Consider the following 25,275-nt stretch of genomic DNA (forward strand, 5'->3'; position numbering starts at 1 on the left):
TCACCCTATCGTTTCGATTTGGTCACATACTCCCGCAGTGGGAACGCAAGATCAATAATACCAATAATGCGCAGCGGCGGCAGTAAAATAACCGGTATCGCTAACAAAACGGCAGACATCTTGTTCCATTTGCGTTCATGCGCCAGGAAGAAGAAAAATCCGATGGCCTGAATCATAAAGCCAATTCGCAGCAATGGCAGAAGATTGGCAGAAATCATGAGGATGAAATTGTTCTCCGACCCTGAGAAGAAGAGCTGTAGAACAACACCAATCAGATAGTACCAAATAAACGATCTCGAAAGTCTCCATTCACGTGCAGGCTTCATCTTAGGCACTGCATAATTCATACTGTTCAGAATCGGGCGGGCAATAGCATGCGTAATCACAGCAATCATGAAGGAGCTTACGATTAGAGTCATAGGGATCATTTGGACCGTCATATGACTTATCTTGTTTACATCCTCAGTTGAAAATCCAATATCAGTGAGCAGAGGATTGGTAGTTCCGAGCTCGGACAGAGGTGAATTAACCATTTGCAATACATCGTTCACATAGGTAGACAGGTCAAAATTAAATAATGCCGTACCCAGCAGCAAAAGCAGCAGGAACTGTGCAAGAATCGTAACCGTACCTGCGATCACAGTAGACATGGCCGGGGCATGTCTTTTATACCAGCGCCCCATAACCAGAGCCGGTATTAAGAAATACGCAGCTATCAACAGATAAATTGGTGTAATCAAGCCTACAATCAGCAACACCGGCAATACATGCAGCACAAATTGTCTCGTGTTCAGTGTAGTAAACAACACTACTGCCGGAACAATCATAAACAGGGTAGTGATGATGAGGAGTGGAGTCGTTAAACTAAGCAGCAAAAGTAAGTATGCTACGCTCCAAGCCACAGATGACCAGCGAAATTTCAACAGTATTCACCTCTTACGCATATGTTCTTCTAAAGCAGATATATCTTGGTACCAATCTTCCAGTTGATGCCCTTCCTGCTTGTGCTTTCTAAGCTTCTCCAGTAGCAAGTCATCTAAAGAACGATAAGGAATCCCTAGTCTGCGGCCCAAAATATAAGAGCTCATAATCAAGCTAGCCAGACTGTCACCGACACGGGTAGTACTGCCTTCCCATAACGCTTTAAATAACCGTGAAACTTGATCAATCACTTCGGTTTTCAGCCATTCAATTACCTTGGCGCGCTTGGCTACATCCAGATCCTTCGGCACATTGGACACGTCTCTCTACCTCCGGCAAAAAGCTTTATTCTCCATTATAGCATAAAAAAATCGGTGTCACACTGGACGCCCCGCGCCCCTTAAGTATGCTTCAATCCATGCTGACTATGCCTCTTTTTGGAGAGGAGCTTTCTTTAAAAAAGACCCGCATTCCGTTATCGCCGGAAATACAGGCCTTGTTCCGATAGCTTCTATAACCGCGAATACACTGGGACTATAATGATTCCTGTGATTGTCTTGTTACAAATTTCTCGCAATACTCTATGACTTGACTCCGGCGAACAATTCCAATAAACCGGTTCATATCATCGACCACAGGTACAAAGTTCTGCACCTTAGCCAAATTAATTAGATCTTCCATATCCGCATCAATCGAGACCGGCTTGTTATTCATACGTAATGGAACGTCCTTCAGCAAAAATTTTGAAGCGTTCTCAAACGAAACCTTGCCCTCCGACTCTTTCATGTACCAGAGCAGATCACCTTCCGTTACCGTGCCGGCATACTCTCCATTACGGTTAAGAATCGGGACTGCTGTATAGCGGTGAAACTCCATCCTCTCAAGCGTTTGGCGCAGCGTAGAATCGAGCGTTACGCAGGCCACCTCCTGTTTCGGAAGTAAAAAAAATGCAATATTCATCTCTTGATCCTCCTCAAAGAGTTCCGAAGGAATTACGGTTCTTTAACTTCCTTTTACTGCCATACCAATGTGATTATACGTAGCAGCTAAATAATAGTTCCAATTCATTATAACATGAAGACAGTAAGCAGCAGCCATGAGAATGTTTATGGCTGCTGCAATTTATTTATATGAGTTTAGCTTTCCAATTAGAATTACTGCGTAACTGCTGTTGCTTTGGGCTCGAGTGCATTACTTGCTTTTCCCGGCTCAATCAGTTGATCTACTGGTGTTCCTGCATTCATCCAATTATCAATCAGCGCCTTAGCTTCACGCAAATCCTCTTCATCAACGATATCATAATAAAGTCCGTCAATACGTTTTCCTTCGCCCATTACCGTAAAGCTTGAGATATCCATGTCTTTGCCGCCCATGAATTTCTTGGCCAGACTAATGATCATTGAAGGCTCTATATCGGTCTTAAAATTATCGCCCATAATATCCAGCAGCTTTGGAATATTGCCGATTTGGCTGATCGATAACATTTTATTAGCTACAACATCAATAAAAACCTGTTGGCGTTTGGTCCGGTTAAAGTCACTATCTTCACGGTAGCGTGTATAGTTAAGTGCTTCTTGACCGTTATAATTCGACTTTCCACCCTCGATCGTAAACTTTTCATGGTCCTTACCCTTGTTTACAATGTCCTTCTTGATTGGCAGCGGAACGCCTCCAATAGCATCAACGGCATCCTTGAGCCCTTGAAAGTTAATGGTGGCATAATACTGAATATCATGCTCCAGCAGTGCTTCCAGAGTATCCTTAGCCATTTGCTGCCCACCAAAAGCATAAGCATGGGTAATCTTATCTTTTTTATTATCGTTATGCCCAATAATCTCGGTATACGTATCACGTGGAATAGAAATAAGCAGAATTTTGTAATCCTCTGGGCGAACAACAGCATACATCATCGTGTCCGAACGTGCGGTTTCATTGTCGCGTTGATCAGTCCCGAGCAGCATCAGCGAGAATGGATCGCTTTTGTATACAACCGGCTCTGGCTTAACCTTATTCTCATCCTTAAGTGGCTGGTAAGATTCTTCTTTCAGCTTGCTTTCTACCCGATCGGACAAAAAGAGGTCAAAAGCTAATACGGCCAAAGAATTCCGAAAGAGAAAACCTCCCGCTATAATAACGACGAGAACAATTAGCGCAATGTATCTTTTCTTTATTTTTTTCATCTTTGATTCCTTCTTTATTGTAGAATAATTACACGTACCATATATTTACAATGCCTCCTGATCGTTCTCAGGCAGTCATGGTTTTATTTCTCTCGGCGACGAATTTACTGTCCCTTATTCCATTATCTTATTGTCCCCCCTTTCAGGAAATTCGGGTCATTCTAAATTATAGAAAAAAAGTTTTTTTGCGTTTTTAAAATAATATGGGATAAAACAATATTTCTATTGTAATCACTAAATGGATAAAAAGAAACAACAAATACCGACATGAATAGGGAAAAAGCACCATACCAAGTGATAATTACTGGTATGATGCTCCAAATTTAACTTCGAATTCCAAGGGCATGTATAATATGTTTTACCCGTTCTCCATAATGTAAACCGCGGAAAAACCCATAATCGAACAATTTAGCAGCACCCTCAAATCGGCTGCCATAAGTCTCCGCCCCCATAACGACCGCAATAAGCCGGTGCCCCTCCCTCTGGGCTGATCCCGCAATACAATATCCCGTCTGGCTATCATATCCAGTCTTCAACCCATCTGCTCCATCGTATGCGTAAGCTCCGCCCATACCTGGAAGCATAAGGTTGCTATTACTAACATATAACCCTTTATCCTTTAATTGCATCTGTGTACGACCGGAAATATTCAGTACATCAGGATGATTATGGATTAGCGCAGCTGCCAATTTGGCTGTATCCCTCGCTGTCATCATCGTCTGGCCACCGATATGCGTAGGCTGACGAATGATACCAAGATCCTTGCTCGACAATCCAGAGGCGTTGGTAAATACCGTATTAGGAGATAAACCTAAACTACGTGCTCTATCATTCATCATAAGTACAAAAGAATCCTCTGATCCTGCCATATATTCTGCCAATGCAACTGCAGCATCATTAGCAGAATATATGGTGATGCCTTCGAATAGCTCCCTTACTGTATAGAAATCTCCTCGTTTTAATGAGAGACTCATACCTCCCATTTGACTGGCGTAAGCACTAATAGGGACTCTATCCTCCCACCTAAGGGTTCCAGAGGTTATGTGATCCAGCACAATCATTTCAGTCATTAATTTAGACACACTGGCCGGTGGCATAGGCACATCGCCGTTTATATTGACCCATATGTCTCCACTATCCATATCTAGCAGCACTGCTGAACCCGCGTCAATATCCGGTTTAAAGCCCAACTCGATAGGCCTCCACACCGTAATTAAGACAACGACTATCAAAGCTGCACCAGCCCATATTAATATCCGTCTCTTCATCGTTGTCATCCTCCATAATATATATGACGAATGAAACAGCAATTTGATTTCACTTTTTGCGTAATTTTTTTTATTTTTTTTAATTTAGTCCTTTATCCACCATTTATTAGGCTCAATTATGGAGCCCAAAGAATCAACACGCACACCTTGTAGACGTTTATTGACAGCAGTAATGCTTTCTCTTTCCGCAAAAAAGATCATTGGAACCTCTTCATTCACTAGCTTCTGCCATTCATAATAGATTTGTTGTCGATAATCTCTATCATACGCCTTCATACTTGTGCCATCGCGAATCAATTCTTCATTCCGCTCCGAGGACCAACGTGGGTAGTTCCACAAATCATTCTCTCTCCAGAGACCTGAAGGATCAGGATCATTAGCTAATCCCCATACCCCGTTAAACAACTCAATGGAAGGATCATCAGCCTCTACTGCTTCATAGAAGGTGTTGAGCTCTTTTAACGCCCCACCATTAAGCTGCACATCAAGTCCCACATTTCGCCAATCCTCCAGAATAGCAGCAGTTCGTAACTCCGCTGAATGACTGCCTAGCATAGAATCGTAATTAATAACTAACTTTTCTCCTTTTTGATCCTCACGCAGCCCATCTCCATCAACATCTACAAAACCAGCCTCATCAAGCAGCTGCTTCGCTTTTTCCGGATCATAGGGATACGTATTAATCTGACTATCAGGGATCTTCGCCCAGCTTGCACTGGAAACCGGAGTTTCTATAGGCTTGCCTAACCCATGAGAAAATGATTGAATGATCCCCTCCCGATCAAGTGCATAATACATCGCCTGACGTAATCTTTTATCCGCAAATTTAGGGTTATCCATTACGATTTTTTCAGCTTCACTATCCCAATACCCAAATTTAAACCCTATATACTCATAAGCAAGCTCATTTGATTGTAAAATATTAATATTATCGAGTTTACTCAACTTTTCATAAGTATCTCGTGGAGCATTCTCTATATCAATTACGCCTTGTTCAAACAGGCTGATGATTTCCTTGTCATCAAATACCTTATACAACACACCATCCAATAAAGCCTTACCTTTATAGTATTGATCAAAGCGCTTCATCTCCACCCGCTGGCCAGGTTCAATAAGGCTCACCTCAAAGGGGCCAATCCCAATCGGATTTTTTCGCATCTGATCACTCTCAGGCATATCCTTAACAGCGACTCCAGTATAATATTTTTTATTCATCGGATACGGCCATAGATTATCAATCGTATTTACGCGGGCAGCTGTCATTGTTATTTTCAAAGTATAAGGATCTATAACCTTAAGACCTGTTATATTCTTCGCCTCACCTTTATGATAGGCTTCCGCACCTTGAATCATTTCCACACTATAATAACGTGATCCGGTGTAGTCTGGACTAGCAATAGTCTCCATCGCAAATTTCCAGTCCTCTACGGTCAGTTCATCTCCATTATGCCAACGGATTCCCGGTTTGATTTTAAAGGTAAATATTCTATGATCCTCGGACTCTTGCCAAGTGGCGATATTAGGAACCGTTGATAAATCATCATCTATCGTAAACATGGCCTCAGTAATAAACTCCAGCACATGAAAATCATCTTCACCTTCATAAAAAGCAGGCTCAAAGAAGCCCATAAACGGCGATGAGTATCCATAAGTAACTACTCCGCCAGTCTGTGGCTTTTCGACCACCTCATTGTGATGTAAAGATAATGAATTACTGCTGGTACCTGCTCTGCTGCATGCTGACAATACAGTAGTCATCACGAGCATTGTTAACAAGAACCCGCATATCTTCTTATTCTTCATGTGTTCCTTCCCTTCTCTAGTTGAACGTATATCTACATCTAAGCTATGGAATAAATATTTACTGTAACAAAGTTTTAGAATGGTTACAATAACTTCTAAGCTTTAGGCCTATACTCCTGCTTGAATTTACGCATATTTCATAGTATTTATAAAAAAAGAGGGACCTGCCTCATAGGCAGATCCCTTTATTTCATTATTCTTCATCCTTATGCGTAATTCTCAGGCCTTCGACATGCTTACGCTGCATCAATTTACGCTTTTTACGGGTATCCTTGCTCTCAAAAATTATATCAAAGTCATATTCCTCAGGATACAGCTCATCTTTGGATAGATATGGCTTTAAACGTTTATGATTAATCCGCATTTTTTGCTTCTGGATCATCACTCCGACCATTCCTAAGTGATCTTTTTTCTCATAAACAATGCCTATCCGCCCCAGTGAAGTTACAAGAACGGCATCACCAATTTCATATTGGGTCTGCTTCTCCTTATCGCTCAGTGATTCCACAGCCGTTTCTTCTTTTTCAAAATCCTCTATAACAGTTGCAGTCTTCCCTTTCTCTCCCTCTTTGCTAAAAAGACTTGCCCATGCCGACCCATCACCTTTCTGCAGCCTTTGCTGCTGCGCCTCAACGATCTCCCACGATCGCTTGATAACGTTATCCTGGATACCCAGCTTTTTAGCAATTTGCAGAGCATAACTCTCCCCCGCTTCTCCGATAGTCAGACGATACAACGGCTGCAGCGTTTCTTTGTCGAATTCCATTCGTGCATTTTGAAAACCGGCTGTCGCAGCGGCAAAGGCTTTTAGCTCGTTAAAGTGGGTTGTGACGATAATATTCGCCCCTTTACGGCTCAGCTCTTCCAGAATGGCGATTGAGAGGGCGATTCCTTCCCCAGGGTCTGTACCTGCCGCCAGCTCGTCAATGAGCAGCAGCACCCCTTTAGAGGCATCTCTCAGCATTCCCTCAATACTCTTCATTTGTGCCGAAAATGTACTCAGTGATTGGGCCAAACTTTGTCCGTCTCCGATTACACTGATCACATCCGTAAAGACCGTAAACTCACTCCCCTCCTCGACCGGAATCAACAACCCGGATTGAGCCATGAGGGTCAGCAGCCCGAGGGTCTTGAGCACCACCGTTTTACCGCCTGTATTTGGACCTGTAATGATTAGGGATTTATATCCCTTCCCAATCTCCAGGCTAATTGGAATCATGCCCTGCAGCATGGGATGCCTGCCTCCGTTCATCCTTAGAAAACCCCTATCATTTAGAGTAACCTCAGATGCTCCCAGCGTTCGTGCGTATTTTGCTTTGGCAAAAATAAAATCATAGGTGCCTGTAACCTCGATATTTAGGCGCAGTGCAGTTTGTTCCTGTTCTACCATGCTGGTCAGCATACTGAGGATCACAGCTTCTTCACGTGCCTCTTCTCCTAATAACAAATCCAGCTCAATCTGCATGGAGGCGATCTCATCTGGTTCGATGAACACCGTCTGTCCACTTGTGGATTGATCAAGTACCGATCCCTTTATTTGCTTATGATACTCCCGCTTTACGGGGATAACGTAACGTCCACCACGCTGACTATAAATATTCTCTTGCAAAATCGATTGATGGCGCGACATGATCCCGTCAATTTTTTTATGAAGACGTTCTTTAGCTACGCCAATCCGTTTACGAACCCGCTCTAACCCCTTACTAGCTCCATCATCAATTCCCCCAAAGCGGATACAGCGGTCAATTGCTTCCCGCACATGATTTAATTCCAGCAGCGAGGAGGCATAAGCAGCAATCCGGGGAGCACTTTGCTCTTTAGAAGCCATATATTTGCGCAATTGACTACAGCTCTTTAGAAATGTAGCCACTGCAGTGAAGTCTTGCTCACTGTACAGATATCCAGTCCCCATTAGTGACATGATCCACTCAATCCCCTCTAATGAAGGAATCGGTACACTGGACCCCCGCTCCAGCAGCTCTTTAGCTTCAGACGTTTCCTCCATCGCTCTTTGAATGGAAGGCAAATAGGTCATAGGCATAAGCTCTTCTACAGTTTTCTTTCCTACATAAGATACCGCATGACGGCTAAGCTCGGTTTTAATAATTTCGTATTCCAACGTGTTTAGACTTTGTAAATTCACAGCAAATCCTCCTTATTGATCTAACTATTTTTTGGAACAAAATCTCCCTAACGCAAAAAGGACAAAGAATGCCACTATGGCAGTCCTTGCCCTTCTTTTTATGCTATTGTTCTCTGGCGTTTTAAGGTCCCCCTATAAAAGCCAGGGTGGCCGAAAAACAAAAAAACCGTGCTCTAAGAGCACGGTTAATTACAAAGAGAACAATAGCCGTAAAGAGGCCATATGACGCTTCGTGTGTTCTTAACTAAATCATCCACCGTTAGGAACAACAGACATCTGTGCGAGACGGACTCAAATAGAGCACGTAAACGCCAAAAGACGAGCCTGCTAAAGCCTTCCTAATCCAGTGTTATGAAATTGCTAGTTAAGAACGGTCACCAACATCAATATTTCCCCTTTTATTATAGGATAGCTGTAATTTAACACATTCCAGATTGAACGTCAAACGTAATCCGCACGCTGGCTTTTCACAACAAAAAAAAGCAGCCGGTTTCCCGACTGCTTTTATAAAACGTCCTATTCCGTTGTGTAAGGAAGCAACGCGATTTGACGCGAGCGTTTTACAGCAATGGTAAGAGCGCGTTGGTATTTTGCACTTGTACCTGTTACACGGCGTGGCAAAATCTTTCCACGTTCGCTGATGAACTTCTTAAGAAGTTCAGTATCTTTATAATCAATGTGAGTAATCTTGTTCACAGTGAAAAAGCAAACTTTTTTACGCTTGTTGCGTCCACCACGACGTGCTGGTCTTTTGTCGTTGTCAGCGCCTTCTCTTGGTTTAAAAGCCATATTCTTTTCAGTCCTTCCTAATTAAAATGGCAAATCATCATCCGATATATCAATCGGTTTACCATCGCCCGAAAAAGGATCTTGAGTATTGTTGTTACGCGAGAAATTATTGTTGTTATTTCCGCGTCCAGCGTTACCACCGCCACCATATGCTGGCTCTTCAGGCATACTACTTGCACCACTTGAAGTATTTCCACCTTCACGGCTTTGTGAAGATTCCAGGAAACGAACATTATCAGCAATAACTTCAGTTACGTATACACGTTTACCTTCGTTATTCTCATAGTTCCGCACTTGGATGCGTCCTTCCACTGCTGTCAGACGACCTTTGCGCAAATAATTGGCACAGGTTTCTGCTAGCTGTCTCCAGGTAACAACCGGGATGAAGTCTGCCTCACGTTCACCGTTCTGGCCCGTAAAGTTACGATCTACGGCAAGCGTAAATTGAGTTACGGCAACACCAGCGGGAGTATAACGAAGTTCCGGGTCACGGGTCAACCGTCCGATCAAAATGATACGGTTCAACAATTCTGGTCCCCTCCTTTAGAGCGATTCATTACAAAGCTTGTCAAGATCTTAAGCAACGTCGTTCGTAATGAGATAACGAATAACTTCGTCAGAAATCTTCATAAGACGTTCTAATTCAGTAACTACTGCAGGTTCTGCATTGAAGTTAACCAAAACATAAACGCCATCACGGAATTTCTTGATCTCATACGCAAGACGGCGTTTACCTTGCACTTCGTGCTTTGTAATTTCCCCGCCATTGGAGATGATGCCTTGGAATTTATCGACTGCTGCTTGAACAGCTTTTTGTTCAATGTCAGGACGAATAATGTACATCACTTCATATTTGCGCATAATTTTCACCTCCTTATGGTCTGAGGCCCCTAATCACGTCAGGAGCAAGGAACGAGCACAAACATAGACTCGCACCTGATTAATATACCAAAACGAGCAGCAGAGTGCAAGCAATATTAATACCGGACAACCCTCCACCCTCTTTTTACATGAAAAAAACCCTACCTGCGCACAATAATCAGTGAATTCATCTGCACTTAAGGAAGGAGCGATAATGATGGGCGAAAAGACAGAATATGAAAAAGGCGACAAAGCCCCCAATCCAGGCATGTATACAGAGGTAGGTGAAGCGCGAAGCTTCCATACCGAAATTCAGAATCCACAGCATATTAAAATGGAAAAAGGGGACACCTTCCCCGAGACCAGTAACAAAAATCGGAAGTGGAAAAAGGTTGAAAAAGCACGTGTACATTAATTAATAATAAATGTGTATAAAAAAACCGACATTACACCATACTATTCTCAGGCAGTACAAAAGAGAGGTGTGGTTCCGTTGGCCGTCGTAGACGAACACAATCACAGGATATCTGATTCAGCATCTATTGTTAGCTGGGAATAGTAGTGGGTTATTGTCTAAAAAGCAGTAACCTCAGCAACGCCTAAATCACTTTAGTCGCTATATACAGAGAAATTCCAACATCATTGATGTACTGCCTCTTAAAGAAGGACCCGAAAGGGCCCTTCTTTTTGCATGTTTTTTTGCATGTTATGATCTTTTGCAAACAGCTCATTGGACACAAAAAAACCTCCGTTACAGGAACGAAGGATTCATTAAAATGTTATATTATGCTGAAGTGGCGGAGAGGGTGGGATTCGAACCCACGCACGCTGTGACACGCCTAACTGATTTCGAGTCAGCCCCCTTGGGCCTCTTGGGTACCTCTCCGCAGCAAAAATAATTGTATCATGCAGACATGCCATTTGCAAGCTTAATTATTGTCTGTATTTCCCTCTGCAGAACGCAGTACCTTCTTCATATTCTTCTCGAATTTCGCCCGGGGAATCAGAACACTGTGCTGACATCCTGTACACTTAATGCGGATATCCATCCCCATACGAATGATCTCCATCTCATTAGATCCGCAAGGATGCTGTTTCTTCATCTGTACAATATCTCCAAGCTGAAAAACTTTACGTTCCACTACCCTTCCCCCTTTTTCCCCTCTTGTGTAGCTGCGATTTGGCGTCTTGATCCAGTGTCAGGCGTATCCGATACTTCCTGCTCATTTTCTGTTTTTCCCAGTTCAATTTCAGCCTTTGCTTCTTCTTCTGCCTTCAAACGAGCTTCCTCTTCGGCTTGAGCAGCTTGAGCCTGCTCTAGACTGCTTAGTTTCTCTAGTGCCTGCTTAATATCATTCTGAATCTGTCTCTCCGCAACCTCTTTTGCATTGGGTAAACAGCTAGCCGCTATACGAATTACATATTCCGAAGTACTCATGGACTGTATACCGAGCACATTAGGATAAGCAAGCACATTAGAGTTACGCTCTTCTATTCCCTTTAACGCTTCTCCAATCAAACCTAGCGTGGCCTCCAAGCTGCGCTCCATTTTTACAGGAACATCAACTACAGCCAATGCATTCGAGAGAGAATAATTGGTCACGTTCGTGATTAATCCATTCGGGATAATAAATACTTCTCCAGTTGTGCTTAACAGCCTGGTTGTTCGCAGTCCGATTAATTCTACAGTTCCTTTATAGGTACCTGTTTGAATCACATCACCCACTGCAAATTGATCCTCTAAAATAATAAAGAAACCTGTAATAACATCCTTCACCAAACTTTGCGCCCCAAAACCTACTGCTAAACCAAGTACACCCGCTCCAGCCAACAATGGTGCCAAATCGAAGTGGAACTCAGAAAGCACGAGCATGATCATCACAAAATTACAGATAACTGTCACTACATTTTTCATCAATTCCCCAACCGTAGTAAACCTTCGTGTGTTGGACAGAAGTCTGCCACCGGTTTTACGCTCAAGCGAACGATCAATAATATTAGAAACAATTTTAATAATAACCCGGGTTAAGAGAAAAATAACAAGAATCCGTAGACCCGCAAATAATACATCCGCCCACATATCAGCATCGGTAAACCAATTCCACACCTTATCTTTAAAGCGAATGGCATCTTTTAATGTATCCGCACCGGGTGTATCAGCCTCCAGTATCCACATATTCATCGCATGTACTCCTCCCTACCCCTAAATCAGTATGTAGTTCTCGTTGTGTTTTCCGTAGATGCCGCGTATTTCTATTTCTTGCTCAACTATAATCTTTTTTACCTCTTCCAGCGCATTTTGAAAAAACTGAATTGAAATTGCACAGCCTGCGGTGATTCCCTTCGGAGTTGGAAATATATCAATTTCTATTTCAGCATACTCAAGCAGCATTTCAGCACGAAGCGCCTGCTGGGTGGAGTCAAACGCTATTAACATCTCATCCTGCATATACGTCAAGCCTCTCCATAGGTTTATCGTCCTATCTCTTGCTGCTGTAGTATAAAACCCCTCTTCTATCCATATACTAGATACCAACAAATAGAATCACCTTTAGAAAGGAAGATGGTATGAACTCCTCATCCAAGGCTACAGCAGCGCAAGAAACGTCCTGTTTAAAAATATCACATACAGATCCCGATATCTATTCCGCAATTACTCATCGGCTACTTTTTCACTTTTCACGCACGCGTCCAGAGACTCAAATTATCGTCATCTGTGTAGGCACTGATCGCTCCACCGGAGATTCTCTCGGTCCTCTTGTTGGTACTGCATTATCCCGTTTTCATAGCCCGTTGTTTCATTTATACGGTACCCTTGAGGAACCGGTTCATGCCGTCAATCTTGAAGAGACTTTGTCGCTAATTAATGAAAAATATAATAACCCGTTTGTCATCGGAATAGATGCCTGCTTAGGTCACTCTACTAGTGTTGGCTGCATCCAAGTCGTTGAAGGTCCTCTCAGACCAGGAGCTGGCGTAAATAAACAATTGCCGCCGGTTGGGGATATCCATTTGACTGGAATCGTTAATGTCGGCGGCTTTATGGAGTATTTCGTATTGCAGAATACACGGCTAAGTCTAGTCATGCGATTATCTGATATTATCGCTACAAGTCTATATTCTGCTTTAAAACAATGGAACCTACATGCTACTTCTGCTGCAACGCGAGAGTTATAACTTCTTTTTCTTCCGGCGATAAGGCATATTGTGACTCCCCATTTTGCATAGGCTTGGAGTAAATATATGAGTTCTCACGATTATGAAGGCTGGTTAATACAATGCCACTGCTATTGTCATCCAGAATAGCCACCGAGAAGCTCAAATCATTACCACGTTCACCGAAGGCATTATAACGCTTGAGAGCGATATTTGACTTCATACCGCGGATTTTGACTTGGGTAGCTTCTATCAACGCTTTTTGCTCACGTTGTTCTTCTTCCAGCATGTCGCTTTGGTTCTTCAGATCAACCAGAAGGCCTTCCAGATCCTCCACACCGCTTCCTGCCATCATGGCCTCATATTTGCGCCGTATAGTCCGCAGCTTAGCTCCCTGGGCGATTACAGTCACTATCAGTACTAGCATAATTACTACGAAACCAAACACAAACCACTGCAACTGTTCATTAATTAATTGATTCATTTCAGACATGAATGGACCATCCTTTTTATTTATCTGCTGCGGGCATCAGCCATATAACTCATCCATAGCAGCTAGCATTCTGCTTATATTATGCTCTGTTGTATCTACGCCTACACTCGCCCGAACAGCACCACTTTCTAGTGTATCAACAGCCTTATGTGCCAGTGGGGTACAATGCATACCCGCTCTGACGGCTATTTTATACTCACGATCTAGACGGTGGGCTATATTCGCCGATTCTTCCCCATCCACTACAAACGACACAATTCCAGTTCTCGGAGCCCCTAATGTGGGTCCTAATAGTTTAATGTTTGGAATATGGGACAACCCCTCCATCAGCAGTTGAGTCAGCTTCCACTCTCTTTCGTGGATAACGTTTGTCCCTATCGATTTTACCTTTTGAACACCGGCTAGTAAACCAGCAATTCCTACCGCATTTTGCGTTCCCGCTTCATACCGATCTGGGCGAACAGAGGGTTGTTCACTATTCTCAGATTGACTACCTGTGCCTCCATGCATTAAAGGCTCGAGATCCAATTCAGGTGATATATAGAGTCCACCAGTCCCTTGTGGTCCAAGCAATCCTTTATGCCCAGGAAAAGCTAATAAGTCAATATTCATCTTTTTCACATCAATATCAAGCGAGCCTGCACTTTGAGCAGCATCCACTAGAAATATAGCACCCTTTGCTTTAGTTAGATCTCCGATTTCACCAATGGGAAGTATACTACCTAGTAAGTTGGAGCTATGATTACAAATTACCATTTTAGTGTTTGGTCGAAACGTTTTGCCCAATTCCTTCAAATCCAATTGACCCGCCCGATCCACCTTCAGATAATCAACACTTATTCCTAGTGACTTACGTAAATATTCCAAAGGTCTCCGCACAGAATTGTGTTCAGTCATTGTAGAGATTACATGGTCCCCTGCTTTGAGCGTACCTCTAATCGCCATATTTAATGACATCGTAGTGTTTTGGGTAAACGCTATGTCTTGTGCATTAGAAACCCCAAACAACTCCGCCAGCAAACTCCGGGCTCTCACCAACACCCGTCCGCTTCCCATGGCCAGCGAATAATTTCCTCTACCAGCATTTGCTCCCGACTGCAAAGCATTCATCATCGCAGCTGCCACCTCTGGAGGTTTAGGCCAGGACGTAGCCGCATGATCCAAATATACGAAGTCTTCCATAACCCCGCTCCTCGTCTCATACTCTTTTTCATTAAGAAGAAATAACGTTGTCACCCTTTATTGATAATAACCTTATCTGTAGAAAATATAAGGATAATATTCAGCTCTACTTTATACATCCCTATATTTTGAAAAAACATACCCCTACTTATCCGATTACGGATAGCTCAGGATATGTTCTTGGCATAGATACCCATTTAGTTACCCAATAATTCCAACAGTCTTTCTAAGTCCTGCGCACTGTAGTAATTCAGTTCAATCTTCCCTTTTTCCTTACCTTGTTTTATCTTAACCGTTGTTTTAAACCGTTCACGCAATACTTCCTCTACATTATCAATATAGGGATCACGTTTAACAACTTTAATCTTTGTACCGTTCGTCGGCTTTCGATCCAGATTTTTCACCGTTTCTTCAAGCTCTCTTACGCTCCATTGCTGTTCCACGCATTGTTCAGCCAATTGTTTAATAACTTCCGGATCTTTCAAGGCAACAATAGCTCTCGCATGTCCCATAGACATTGTTCCACGTGAAACATATTCTTTTACTTCTTCCGGTAAAGTAAGCAATCTTAGGAAGTTAGCGATGTGTGATCTGGACTTCCCAACTTTCAGAGATAGCTCTTCTTGTGTGAGTGAAAATTGATCCATCAAACCTTGATAAGCAACTGCGATTTCCATGGCGTTTAAATTTTCACGTTGCAAGTTCTCAATCAGGGCGATCTCCATAACCTGTTGATCACTTAGATTTCTTACGACTGCTGGAATCGTAGGTTTACCACAATATTGCGAAGCCCGGAATCTGCGTTCCCCGGCAATGATTTCATACCCCTTCAAAACACTCCGTACAATGATCGGTTGAATCACGCCATGTTGTCTGATAGACTCAGCCAATTCCTGGATTGCTTCTTCATTGAAATCCTTGCGTGGTTGATAAGGGTTAGCTCGCAATTGAGCTAATGGGATTTCTACTACCTTATCATCTTCATTAATAGATAAAGAAGGAATCAGAGCATCCAGACCTTTCCCTAAACGTTTACTCATAAGAAATCACTTCCTTTGCCAACTCTAAATACACTTCTGCTCCCTTTGAGCGAGGATCATAAGTAATAATGGATTGTCCATGAGACGGTGCCTCACTTAAGCGGACATTCCGAGGAATGATAGTTCTGTAAACTTTTTCCTGAAAATACTTTTTAACCTCTTCGATGACTTGGATCCCTAAATTCGTACGGGCATCCAACATGGTTAATAATACTCCCTCTATTTTCAAATGCGGATTAAGATTTTTTTGCACTAGACGCACGGTGTTTAAAAGCTGACTCAACCCTTCGAGCGCATAATATTCACATTGAATCGGAATGATTACCGAATCAGCAGCTGTAAGGGAATTGATCGTCAAAATCCCAAGGGATGGAGGACAATCAATGATGATATAGTCATAATTATTTTTAACCGCATTTAAGGCTTTTTTCAATTTCAACTCTCTGGAAATCGTTGATACTAATTCGATCTCCGCCCCCGCTAATTGAATAGTCGCTGGAATGATGTGCAGTCCTTCATTTTGAGTTTCAAGTATCGTTTCTAGAGGATTTACTTCATTAATGAGAATGTCATATATACAATTCGCTACGTCCGCCTTGTTGATGCCAACGCCGCTGGTAGTGTTGCCTTGAGGATCGATATCAACTAGAAGCACTCTTTTTCCTAATGTAGCCATACCGGCACCTAGGTTCACAGAGGATGTTGTTTTACCGACACCGCCTTTTTGATTTGCTATGGCAATAATCTTGGACACTAATTTCACCTCGAATAGTTAGGAAGAATCTTCTCGTAGATCGCAAGTACAAACGGCCAAACTATGTTACTTTATATAGGCTAAAACTCTAAAATGCAGGACTGAGCAATACATCCTGGTTCAAGTCACACAAAAGGCGGCCAATCACTTTAAGGCCGCCTTCAGCTTTTGAAACAATTTATCTTTTGGGGATTTGGATTACAATCTCGTAATGGTCACCACGGTCATTTTCTGACGTTTTGATTTCCATACCTGAGCCTGACACCATATCAATAGATTGACGAATTGTATTAAGAGCTAGACGAACATCCTTGGTATAGGAGACCCGTTTTGACTTTTTAGTTTGTGAGACTTGTTTATAGAAAGCAATACGAGCTTCCGTCTGTTTAACATTTAATCCTTTTGCAATAATCTCTGCCAAAACTTTTAATTGCATTTCCACACTATCCAGTGATAAGAGTGAACGGGCATGTCTTTCGGAAATCTGACGTTCCATCAATGCTTTCTTGACCTCTTCAGGTAAGTGGAGTAAACGAATCTTATTCGCTATAGTCGACTGACTCTTGCCTAAGCGTTGTGCTAAGCTTTCTTGTGTTAATTGATGAAGATCAATTAACTTCTGATAAGCGACAGCTTCTTCTATGGAGGTCAAACCTTCACGCTGTAGATTTTCTATGAGCGCAATAGATGCAGCCTGCGAATCATTGAACTCACGGACAATAGCAGGGATCGTCTCTAAACCAAGCTTTTTAACTGCCCGCCAGCGCCGTTCACCTGCGATGATCTCATATATAGAATCTCGCATACGTACAACAATAGGCTGAATGACACCATGAGTTTTAATTGTCTGACATAACTCATCAATTTTGTCATCATCGAATATAGTCCGTGGTTGGTAAGGACTGCTAACGACCTCATGAACTGGTATTTGTTTGATTTCTTCTCCGCTGCTCCGCTCGTTAAACCCAAATAGCTTGGTAAATTGTTCTTTCATTCCGTTCATAACCACCTAATTTCGTTATAGTACGATCTTCTTGACCTTCTTCACGGAAAGCATATCGTACAGCAATCTAAAACATTCTGATATTATGGAATTACCTGTAATGAACAGGCATCATAATCTCTCCTTCTTTCGAACAAGAGTACAGAGAAGGAGTTATATACAAAATTAAAGTCTACTATGCTATTCTATCACTTTTCTCTACATAATCATATTCTCCGTAAAGACCTATTTTTCCTGCATTTTTACAGGTGCACAACCAAATCAGCTTATAAATCTAATTTTCATCTAAATTGATATTTATCGATTTTTGTTATCATCATCTTCATAAAAAAAGAGCATTCCCTTTGTTCAAAGGGAATGCTCCTAAAGGAACTTTGAGTATCGGCAATGTTTCACGTGAAACATTATTTCATCAATGGCGTTTTGGCAGGAATTCCCGCTTTTCTTGGATATTTAGCTGGTGTTGCTCCTGTCTTACGGATCATAACAATATGTCGATCCGACTCCTCCACTGGTAAGCTGAACGACTCCACTTTGCTGAGTTCAGCACGAAGCTCTTTTAAGCTGTACTTAGCTTCGCTTAATTCCTCTGAAGGATCGCTGCCCTTCATTGCAGCGAACACCCCATCTTTGCGTGTGAAGGGAAGACAAAATTCATTCAATAAAGACAGTCTTGCTACCGCACGTGCTGTAACCAAATCATAGGCATCACGATGAGTGAACTTGCGCGCGACATCCTCTGCCCGCCCATGGATCAATTGTACATCAGTTAATCCCAATGTCGTACTTACATGCTGCAGAAATGAAATTCGTTTATTGAGCGAATCAACAATCGTTAGCTTCAAATGAGGAAAACATATTTTAAGTGGAATTCCTGGAAACCCAGCTCCTGAACCGATATCTGCGAGATTGGTGATCTCGTTAATATCAAGGAAAAAGGCTAATGAAATAGAATCATAGAAATGCTTCGTATATACCTGCTCTCGCTCAGTTATACCCGTGAGATTCATTTTTTCATTCCAGGTTACGAGTTCCTTATAATACAGATCAAATTGTGCTAACTGTTCTGCTGTAAGGGATATACCTCGTTCCTGTAATAGTTGTGTGAATTGAACTTCCGTATTATCCATAGCTTATCCTTTCGCCGCGGTTACCCGGTTGTAATGCTCAAGATATACAAGAAGAATGGAAATATCAGCAGGTGTAACTCCCGCAATCCGAGAAGCCTGCCCGATAGAGATCGGGTGAATCTTAGTCAGCTTCTGCCGCGCTTCCATCGCTAATCCATGGATTTCATTATAATTAATGTCATCTGGAATTTTTTTCTTCTCCATCTTTTGCAGGCGCTCCACATGTTGAAGTTGTTTTTCTATATATCCGGCATATTTAATTTGGATTTCTACTTGCTCTTTCATTTCTGCATCCAGCATCTCTGGTGATGGTGATACTTGATCAACAAAACTATATACAAGCTCTGGGCGCCGCATCAGAACTAGCAAATTACTGCCATCTACAATAGGTGCCGATTCATATTGCGCTAGTACTTGGTTTACATCAACAGGTTTAACCTTTGTTTCTTGCAGACGAACAATTTCACGCTCCACCCGTTCTTTCTTATCTGTGAAGTTATCGAAACGCTCCTGTGTGATCAAACCAATGTCGTAACCGATAGGTGTAAGTCTTAGATCTGCATTGTCATGGCGAAGCAACAAACGATATTCTGCACGTGAAGTAAGCAGACGGTAAGGTTCATTCGTTCCCTTAGTCACGAGATCATCAATGAGTACACCAATGTATCCCTGTGAACGATCTAGAATTACGGGTTCTTTGTCTTGCACTTTGCGTGCTGCATTAATTCCAGCCATAACCCCTTGGCCTGCTGCTTCCTCATAACCGGAAGTGCCATTGATTTGTCCAGCAGTGAACAGACCTGGAAGACGTTTAGTTTCAAGAGATGGCCATAGCTGTGTAGGAACCATTGCATCATATTCAATAGCATAGCCGTTACGCATCATCTCTACCTTTTCCATACCGGGGATGGAACGTAAGATAGCTAGCTGTACATCCTCAGGAAGACTAGTGGACAGACCTTGTACATAGTATTCCGATGTATTTTTTCCCTCTGGCTCTAAAAAGATCTGATGCTTAGATTTATCACTGAATCTTACGACCTTATCTTCTATAGAAGGGCAATAACGTGGGCCAGTTCCTTCGATAATACCTGTGAACATTGGCGCACGATGAAGGTTATCATTAATAATCTGATGAGTAACCTCAGAGGTATACGTTAACCAACAAGGAAGTTGTTCGTTATCGGATGATTTCGTTTCGAACGAAAAGAATTTCGGTTCATCGTCACCTGGTTGAATTTCTGTCTTAGAGAAATCGATCGTATCACGATGTACACGTGGTGGAGTACCTGTTTTAAAACGCACCAATTCAAACCCAAGCTCCCGCAAATTCTCAGAAAGCTTCACGGATGGCTGTTGATTGTTAGGTCCACTTTCATATGTTAGCTCACCCATAATCACTTTACCGCGCAGGTAAGTACCTGTTGTCAGGATAACAGTCTTACTATGGTATTCGGTGCCAGTCTTCGTAACTACACCTACACAACGTCCATCCTCAACGATTAAACGCTCAACCATCCCTTGACGAAGTGTCAAATTAGGCGTTTTCTCCATAGTTTCCTTCATTGTATGTTGATAAAGGAATTTATCAGCTTGTGCACGTAAAGCATGTACTGCTGGTCCTTTACCTGTATTCAGCATACGCAGTTGAATGAATGTCTTATCTATATTGCGGCCCATTTCTCCGCCAAGCGCATCAATTTCACGCACTACATGTCCTTTGGCAGGTCCGCCTATGGACGGATTGCAGGGCATGAATGCAACCATATCCAGGTTAATTGTGATCATTAACGTACTGCAACCCATCCGGGCTGCAGCCAGTGCTGCTTCACAGCCAGCATGACCAGCGCCAATGACGATAACGTCATAGTTGCCTCCATCATAACTCATGTCCTGTTTCCCCCTTGAAATTATATTAAATCGTGAATCTTATTTTCCTAAACAAAATTGTGAGAATATTTGGTCTAACAAAGAGTCAGCTGCAGTATCGCCAATTATTTCCCCAAGCTGTTCCCATGCGAGCCGTACATCGATTTGAATCATATCAATCGGTATATACTGTTCTGCAGCATCGTATGCATCTTGAAGTGATTTATAGGCTTTTTTGAGCAGGGCTATATGTCTCACATTACTCACATATGTCAAGTCACCCGATTCCAGCTTTCCACCAAAAAAGAGTGTCGAAATGGCATCTTCAAGTTTGTCTAGACCTTCCTCTTCCAGAACGGACATCGGTACAATGTTAGACTCCTCAAAAAACGAGAGCAACTTATCCTTATCCAGTTTGGACGGTAAGTCCATTTTATTCATGATTACTAGGCACTGTCTACCGTGTATTTGTTCCATCAATGCCAATTCATCCTCATGCAGCTCTTCATTAGCATTCAGCACAAGTAGAATCAGGTCGGCGTCACTAACTGCCGCTTTGGAGCGCTCCACCCCAATTTTCTCAACAACATCCATCGTTTCACGAATTCCCGCAGTATCGAGCAGCTTAAGCGGTATATTATTTATCGTTATAAATTCTTCTATTACATCACGTGTTGTTCCCGGAATATCTGTTACAATCGCTTTATTCTCACGAGCTAATGCATTTAGCAATGATGATTTACCAACGTTCGGACGTCCGACAATAGCTGTCGTAATCCCTTCACGAAGTATTTTTCCTTCATTAGATGTCTTAAGCAGCTTTGTTATTCCCTCCATAACCTCACTGCTTTTATCTTTAATAAATTCAGCTGTCATGGATTCTACATCATGTTCTGGATAATCTATATTCACTTCAATATGAGCCAGCATCTCAATAAGTGTGTGGCGTAAAGCATGAATTCGATCCGATAAGGATCCGCTAACCTGTTTTAAAGCTACAGAAAAAGCCCGGTCAGACTTAGAGCGAATCAGATCAATAACAGCCTCAGCCTGCGATAAATCGATACGTCCGCCCAAGAAAGCACGCTTGGTGAACTCCCCCGGCTCGGCTAACCTTATCTCCTGCTGCAGAAGTAAGTCCATCACTCTTCTTACAGAAATTACACCGCCATGAGCACTGATCTCTACTACATCCTCGGTCGTAAAAGAACGTGGTCCTTTCATAACGGTTACCAACACTTCTTCCATCTTCTCTCCGTTATCAGGACTGACGATATGTCCGTAATGAACGGTATGCGATTCCGCTTCAGTTAATGGAATTCGGCTGCGAAATAATGGTGCCACTTGGGAAATAGCCTGTGGGCCACTTACCCGAATAATAGCAATTCCTCCCTCGCCTAATGCCGTCGATACGGCAGCAATGGTGTCACTAAGCATGCTGTTTTTCACCCCAAAACTTATATTTTTTGAATAGAAACGTTCTTTTATTTTTAAAAAAACAATGACCCCTTACATTGGTCAAGGAGTCATTGCATCCATATAGTCTTTACTTCAAGGTTATAACGACGCGGCGATTTGGCTCTTCGCCTTTACTGAGGGTACTCACTTGCCGATGATCCTGTAACCTGGAGTGGATAATCTTGCGCTCCTGAGGAGACATTGGCTCCAGTACTACCTCTTTACGAGTGCGAATTACACGTCCGGCTAAACGATCAGCCAGCTCTTCAAGCGTTTTTTTACGGCGCTCACGGAAGTTCTCTGCATCTAACACAAGCCGTATAAAACTGTCGGAATAACGGTTAGCTACAATATTAGCCAAATACTGTAGAGCATCGAGAGTTTGTCCTCTTCTGCCAATTAACAGTCCCAAATCTGGACCGGAAATTTGCAGAATCGTGGATTCCTTGGTGTGGACGATTTCTACCTCCACTTCGAGCCCCATGCTCTTAGCGACATCCACAATGAAATGAACGGCTTCTTGGTAAGCTTCCTCCACCGGTTGTCCGGAATCTTGGCGTGGCACACCGCCGATGGCCTCCTGTTTGCTCTCTCTTGCTGACTGTTGAGGCAGTGACGGAGCACTCGCCGCTGATGCCGGTGCGGCTTCGGCTATCAAGGTTAGTTCAACCTTGGCACCTTTCGCACCGATCAATCCCAGGAATCCTCTTGATGGCTGCTCAAGTACGTTGACCGTTACCCGGTCCTTTTGAACTCCAAGCTGGGTTAGTCCCCGTTCTACAGCTTCTTCAATGGTTTTCCCTGTTGCGACGACTTTGCTCATTTTGACTTTTTGGCTCCCTTCGATGACTTGTTGCCGCCTTTGCTCTTCGGAGCAGGACTGGAGTCATCTGTACTTTTTACAGCACTTGCGATTGCCAATTTGTGTTTATCGTTGTTGCGGTATAAGAAGTAGTTCTGAATAATAGTGTAAAGGTTACTGTACACCCAGTATAGTGGCAAGGCTGCAGGGAAGTTGTACGACATAACGAAGATCAGAACTGGATAGATCATCATCATGAACTGCATTGGCCCTTGTTGTTGCACTGGGTTCATTTTGGTCATCATTCTAGTTTGAATAAATGTTGTTAATGCTGCTAGCACTGGTAAGATAAACAGATGATCCGGTTTACCTAGCTCCAGCCACAAGAAGGTGTGCTCCCGTAGATGTGGATTATAGTAGATCGAGTTGTAGAGAGCGATAAAGATAGGCATTTGAACGATCAGCGGTAAACAACCCGCCATTGGGTTAACCTTGTTCTCTTGGAACAAACGCATTGTTTCTTGCTGCACCTTTTCAGGTGTGTCTTTATATTTTTTCTGGATCTTTTGGAGTTCCGGTTGAATGGCTTGCATTGCACGCGAGCTCTTCACCTGTTTAATAGTAAGCGGAAGAATCAACGTGCGGACAATAATAACCATCACAAGTACGGCTAAACCATATTCTCCGTTAAACCAATCTGCAAACTTGTCCAAGGCAATGGCGAAATAATACACTACATTACTTTGCCAGAAGCCTCCATTCTTCAAATCCTCCGTAGTGTGCGTAACAGCAGTCGACGGAGCGCATCCCGACAGAACAGCTAACGACAACACCATTACCGTGATGAGGAGAAACCATTTTCCTCGTCTAGTCTTCATTAGAGACACTTCAAAACCCCTCTCTTAAACATTCCATTCCACCGTAAATCATACCATAATTATGAATACAAATAAACAAGCCTCTTAAGCACCCTTTATTTGCGGGAAGCCTTGAGTAGCTTGGCTTTACGAAGCACATGCAGCACACTTTTTTCGAGCTCTGCATACTCCATGGAAAGCGCTCCTTTTCTTACGATAAACACCATGTCTAAGCCACCTGCAATCTCGGGTTCATGGTGACGGACGATTTCCTTAACTAATCTTCTCATACGGTTACGGACAACCGCGTTTCCGACCTTTTTGCTAACAGACACACCTACTCTAAATCGCTCTACCTCTTTTTTGCCAAACCAATACACTACAAATTGATGATTCGCAAATGACTTCCCATGGCGGTATACACGACTGAAGTCGGCACGGTTTCGTAAACGTAACTTTTTGTGCACGGGAATCTCCTTCATAAAAATCCGGTTTAAGTGTCCCTCCGAATTTTTTCTTCTAATAGTATAGGCATTTGCAAGCAGCCATAAACGACCACATTCACTGTGCTGAAATTAAGCTTCTATATATAGTAGGAAAAATAATTTCAACTTCTCACAAAATATTTCTCAATATACGTTAAATAGCCCCGCAAAGTGTAGCTAGCGCATTAAGCGAGATCCTAGACTTTTGCAGAGCAATAATAATAAAAAGCAGTAAAAAAAGACCACCGCAGTGGTCCCTTAGTGGCCTAACTTACGCACTCAAAACTTTTCTGCCTTTCAAGCGGCGAGCTGCCAGCACTTTACGGCCGTTTTTCGTGCTCATTCTTTTACGGAAACCGTGAACCTTACTACGTTTGCTCACATTTGGTCTAAATGTCGGTCTCATAATTGCACCTCCCTTACAGGAACTTAATTACTGTCATATAAGCAGAAACGGACTAAGCCGTCCTTATAGTAGGGACAGTATCTACAAGAATCATCATTTTTATATATCGAGACATATCCTTACAGAAAACACCTTTATATATTTAAACATATTTTATGAGCAAAAGTCAACCTAGTAACCGGCTTGTTCCTCCCCCTCAAGCTCAGGTGTTTATCCACAACTCTCCCCAGAAAAAAAGTAATCCACAAGATATGACAGTTATCCACCTGTGATCAAAAAATAAAGTCGACTGCTCACAGTTGAGCACAACCTGTGTATAAAATTATCGAACCTTTGGCGTAAAGTGTCGAACCGTAAACAAATTATCAACAATATGTAGTGGTGTTCCTAATAATTGTACACAAGTGCTTGAATTTGTGGATAAAATAGCCCTGCTCATTGAAAAATAAGGGGCGTTTTGCTATGATGGTATTACTTTTGAATGTGAATAGATTTGTTTGTTCTCTTAATTATCAACAAGCTGTGGATAAAGTTGTGAACAAATCAAATTTATCCATATTTTTTTGTCTCTTCATATTGCCTACTGGGGATAAATATCAGCACCAACCTATTTTCTTCGACATTTCCACTTCATGGCTGATGCCACATTTGGAAGATTTAAAGGAGTGACAGTCT

General features: G+C 42.5%; 27 protein-coding genes and 1 tRNA gene. 2 read left to right on the forward strand and 26 right to left on the reverse strand.

Annotated elements, in window-relative coordinates; all coding sequences use genetic code 11:
* Window positions 1–5 precede the first annotated feature (5 nt).
* The 10 genes from NYE35_RS30895 to rpsF all read right to left on the reverse strand — a co-directional run bounded on the left by NYE35_RS30895 (window position 6) and on the right by rpsF (window position 9,965).
* Window positions 6–923, reverse strand: coding sequence for a DUF2232 domain-containing protein (locus NYE35_RS30895; RefSeq protein WP_036677800.1), 918 nt, complete (start codon window positions 921–923; stop codon window positions 6–8).
* A 6-nt stretch (window positions 924–929) separates the two neighbouring features.
* Window positions 930–1,232: a MazG-like family protein gene (locus NYE35_RS30900; RefSeq protein ID WP_170914153.1), complete on the reverse strand. Its 303-nt coding sequence runs from the start codon at window positions 1,230–1,232 to the stop codon at window positions 930–932.
* A 223-nt stretch (window positions 1,233–1,455) separates the two neighbouring features.
* Window positions 1,456–1,881, reverse strand: coding sequence for a CBS domain-containing protein (locus NYE35_RS30905; protein ID WP_036677795.1), 426 nt, complete (start codon window positions 1,879–1,881; stop codon window positions 1,456–1,458).
* Between the two features lie 194 nt (window positions 1,882–2,075).
* Window positions 2,076–3,101 (reverse strand): LCP family protein, encoded by a 1,026-nt coding sequence (locus NYE35_RS30910; protein WP_038573960.1) that lies wholly within the window; start codon window positions 3,099–3,101, stop codon window positions 2,076–2,078.
* 323 nt (window positions 3,102–3,424) lie between these two features.
* Window positions 3,425–4,369 (reverse strand): D-alanyl-D-alanine carboxypeptidase family protein, encoded by a 945-nt coding sequence (locus NYE35_RS30915; protein WP_036677789.1) that lies wholly within the window; start codon window positions 4,367–4,369, stop codon window positions 3,425–3,427.
* 84 nt (window positions 4,370–4,453) lie between these two features.
* Window positions 4,454–6,172 carry an oligopeptide ABC transporter substrate-binding protein gene (gene opp4A, locus NYE35_RS30920; RefSeq protein ID WP_076105179.1) on the reverse strand — a complete coding sequence of 573 codons (1,719 nt, stop codon included), beginning with the start codon at window positions 6,170–6,172 and terminating at the stop codon, window positions 4,454–4,456.
* A gap of 193 nt (window positions 6,173–6,365) precedes the next feature.
* Window positions 6,366–8,315, reverse strand: coding sequence for an endonuclease MutS2 (locus NYE35_RS30925; protein ID WP_076105180.1), 1,950 nt, complete (start codon window positions 8,313–8,315; stop codon window positions 6,366–6,368).
* A gap of 516 nt (window positions 8,316–8,831) precedes the next feature.
* On the reverse strand, window positions 8,832–9,104 hold the full coding sequence (gene rpsR / locus NYE35_RS30930) for a 30S ribosomal protein S18 (RefSeq protein WP_036651767.1): 273 nt from the start codon (window positions 9,102–9,104) through the stop codon (window positions 8,832–8,834).
* Window positions 9,105–9,125: 21 nt separating this feature from the next.
* Window positions 9,126–9,632: a single-stranded DNA-binding protein gene (gene ssb / locus NYE35_RS30935; protein ID WP_036677780.1), complete on the reverse strand. Its 507-nt coding sequence runs from the start codon at window positions 9,630–9,632 to the stop codon at window positions 9,126–9,128.
* 48 nt (window positions 9,633–9,680) lie between these two features.
* The gene (gene rpsF, locus NYE35_RS30940; RefSeq protein ID WP_341122408.1) at window positions 9,681–9,965 is read right to left on the reverse strand and encodes a 30S ribosomal protein S6; all 285 of its coding nucleotides are present in this window, start codon (window positions 9,963–9,965) and stop codon (window positions 9,681–9,683) included.
* A 217-nt stretch (window positions 9,966–10,182) separates the two neighbouring features.
* Here rpsF and NYE35_RS30945 point away from each other — a divergent pair, with 217 nt between their 5' ends.
* The gene (locus NYE35_RS30945; RefSeq protein ID WP_036677774.1) at window positions 10,183–10,380 is read left to right on the forward strand and encodes a YjzC family protein; all 198 of its coding nucleotides are present in this window, start codon (window positions 10,183–10,185) and stop codon (window positions 10,378–10,380) included.
* 380 nt (window positions 10,381–10,760) lie between these two features.
* Here the strand turns inward: NYE35_RS30945 and NYE35_RS30950 are convergent.
* The 4 genes from NYE35_RS30950 to NYE35_RS30965 form a co-directional block, all read right to left on the reverse strand.
* Window positions 10,761–10,851 (reverse strand) — tRNA-Ser (locus NYE35_RS30950).
* A gap of 43 nt (window positions 10,852–10,894) precedes the next feature.
* Window positions 10,895–11,107 (reverse strand): DUF951 domain-containing protein, encoded by a 213-nt coding sequence (locus tag NYE35_RS30955; RefSeq protein WP_036677772.1) that lies wholly within the window; start codon window positions 11,105–11,107, stop codon window positions 10,895–10,897.
* Complete coding sequence (locus NYE35_RS30960) at window positions 11,107–12,147, reverse strand: mechanosensitive ion channel family protein (protein WP_051490990.1); 1,041 nt, start codon at window positions 12,145–12,147, stop codon at window positions 11,107–11,109. The genes NYE35_RS30955 and NYE35_RS30960 overlap by 1 nt, the downstream gene beginning before the upstream one ends.
* 21 nt (window positions 12,148–12,168) lie before the next feature.
* The gene (locus tag NYE35_RS30965; RefSeq protein ID WP_341122410.1) at window positions 12,169–12,414 is read right to left on the reverse strand and encodes a DUF3343 domain-containing protein; all 246 of its coding nucleotides are present in this window, start codon (window positions 12,412–12,414) and stop codon (window positions 12,169–12,171) included.
* A 119-nt stretch (window positions 12,415–12,533) separates the two neighbouring features.
* Between NYE35_RS30965 and yyaC the strand changes: the two genes are divergently transcribed.
* On the forward strand, window positions 12,534–13,142 hold the full coding sequence (gene yyaC / locus NYE35_RS30970; RefSeq protein ID WP_036677770.1) for a spore protease YyaC: 609 nt from the start codon (window positions 12,534–12,536) through the stop codon (window positions 13,140–13,142).
* Here the strand turns inward: yyaC and NYE35_RS30975 are convergent.
* The 12 genes from NYE35_RS30975 to rpmH form a co-directional block, all read right to left on the reverse strand.
* Window positions 13,114–13,614 (reverse strand): DUF4446 family protein, encoded by a 501-nt coding sequence (locus tag NYE35_RS30975; protein ID WP_036677768.1) that lies wholly within the window; start codon window positions 13,612–13,614, stop codon window positions 13,114–13,116. The genes yyaC and NYE35_RS30975 overlap by 29 nt on opposite strands.
* A gap of 36 nt (window positions 13,615–13,650) precedes the next feature.
* Window positions 13,651–14,796, reverse strand: a complete 1,146-nt coding sequence (locus NYE35_RS30980) for an aminotransferase class V-fold PLP-dependent enzyme (RefSeq protein ID WP_341122411.1) — start codon at window positions 14,794–14,796, stop codon at window positions 13,651–13,653.
* Between the two features lie 197 nt (window positions 14,797–14,993).
* Window positions 14,994–15,836 carry a ParB/RepB/Spo0J family partition protein gene (locus NYE35_RS30985; RefSeq protein WP_036677764.1) on the reverse strand — a complete coding sequence of 281 codons (843 nt, stop codon included), beginning with the start codon at window positions 15,834–15,836 and terminating at the stop codon, window positions 14,994–14,996.
* Window positions 15,829–16,590, reverse strand: a complete 762-nt coding sequence (locus tag NYE35_RS30990; protein ID WP_036677762.1) for a ParA family protein — start codon at window positions 16,588–16,590, stop codon at window positions 15,829–15,831. The genes NYE35_RS30985 and NYE35_RS30990 overlap by 8 nt, the downstream gene beginning before the upstream one ends.
* A gap of 178 nt (window positions 16,591–16,768) precedes the next feature.
* Complete coding sequence (gene noc / locus NYE35_RS30995; RefSeq protein ID WP_341122412.1) at window positions 16,769–17,584, reverse strand: nucleoid occlusion protein; 816 nt, start codon at window positions 17,582–17,584, stop codon at window positions 16,769–16,771.
* Window positions 17,585–17,997: 413 nt separating this feature from the next.
* Window positions 17,998–18,723 carry a 16S rRNA (guanine(527)-N(7))-methyltransferase RsmG gene (gene rsmG, locus NYE35_RS31000; protein WP_076099800.1) on the reverse strand — a complete coding sequence of 242 codons (726 nt, stop codon included), beginning with the start codon at window positions 18,721–18,723 and terminating at the stop codon, window positions 17,998–18,000.
* Between the two features lie 3 nt (window positions 18,724–18,726).
* Window positions 18,727–20,613 carry a tRNA uridine-5-carboxymethylaminomethyl(34) synthesis enzyme MnmG gene (gene mnmG, locus NYE35_RS31005; protein WP_036677754.1) on the reverse strand — a complete coding sequence of 629 codons (1,887 nt, stop codon included), beginning with the start codon at window positions 20,611–20,613 and terminating at the stop codon, window positions 18,727–18,729.
* 39 nt (window positions 20,614–20,652) lie between these two features.
* Window positions 20,653–22,029 carry a tRNA uridine-5-carboxymethylaminomethyl(34) synthesis GTPase MnmE gene (mnmE, locus tag NYE35_RS31010; protein WP_076099801.1) on the reverse strand — a complete coding sequence of 459 codons (1,377 nt, stop codon included), beginning with the start codon at window positions 22,027–22,029 and terminating at the stop codon, window positions 20,653–20,655.
* A 109-nt stretch (window positions 22,030–22,138) separates the two neighbouring features.
* Window positions 22,139–22,873, reverse strand: a complete 735-nt coding sequence (gene jag, locus NYE35_RS31015) for an RNA-binding cell elongation regulator Jag/EloR (RefSeq protein ID WP_036677749.1) — start codon at window positions 22,871–22,873, stop codon at window positions 22,139–22,141.
* On the reverse strand, window positions 22,870–23,739 hold the full coding sequence (locus NYE35_RS31020; protein WP_036677747.1) for a YidC/Oxa1 family membrane protein insertase: 870 nt from the start codon (window positions 23,737–23,739) through the stop codon (window positions 22,870–22,872). Before NYE35_RS31020 ends, jag begins: the two co-directional genes overlap by 4 nt.
* A gap of 86 nt (window positions 23,740–23,825) precedes the next feature.
* Window positions 23,826–24,176: a ribonuclease P protein component gene (gene rnpA, locus NYE35_RS31025; protein WP_036677842.1), complete on the reverse strand. Its 351-nt coding sequence runs from the start codon at window positions 24,174–24,176 to the stop codon at window positions 23,826–23,828.
* Window positions 24,177–24,465: 289 nt separating this feature from the next.
* Complete coding sequence (rpmH, locus tag NYE35_RS31030; protein WP_036677745.1) at window positions 24,466–24,600, reverse strand: 50S ribosomal protein L34; 135 nt, start codon at window positions 24,598–24,600, stop codon at window positions 24,466–24,468.
* Window positions 24,601–25,275 lie beyond the last annotated feature (675 nt).

This window comes from Paenibacillus sp. FSL L8-0494, from assembly GCF_038003695.1.
Classification (GTDB): domain Bacteria; phylum Bacillota; class Bacilli; order Paenibacillales; family Paenibacillaceae; genus Paenibacillus_AQ; species Paenibacillus_AQ odorifer.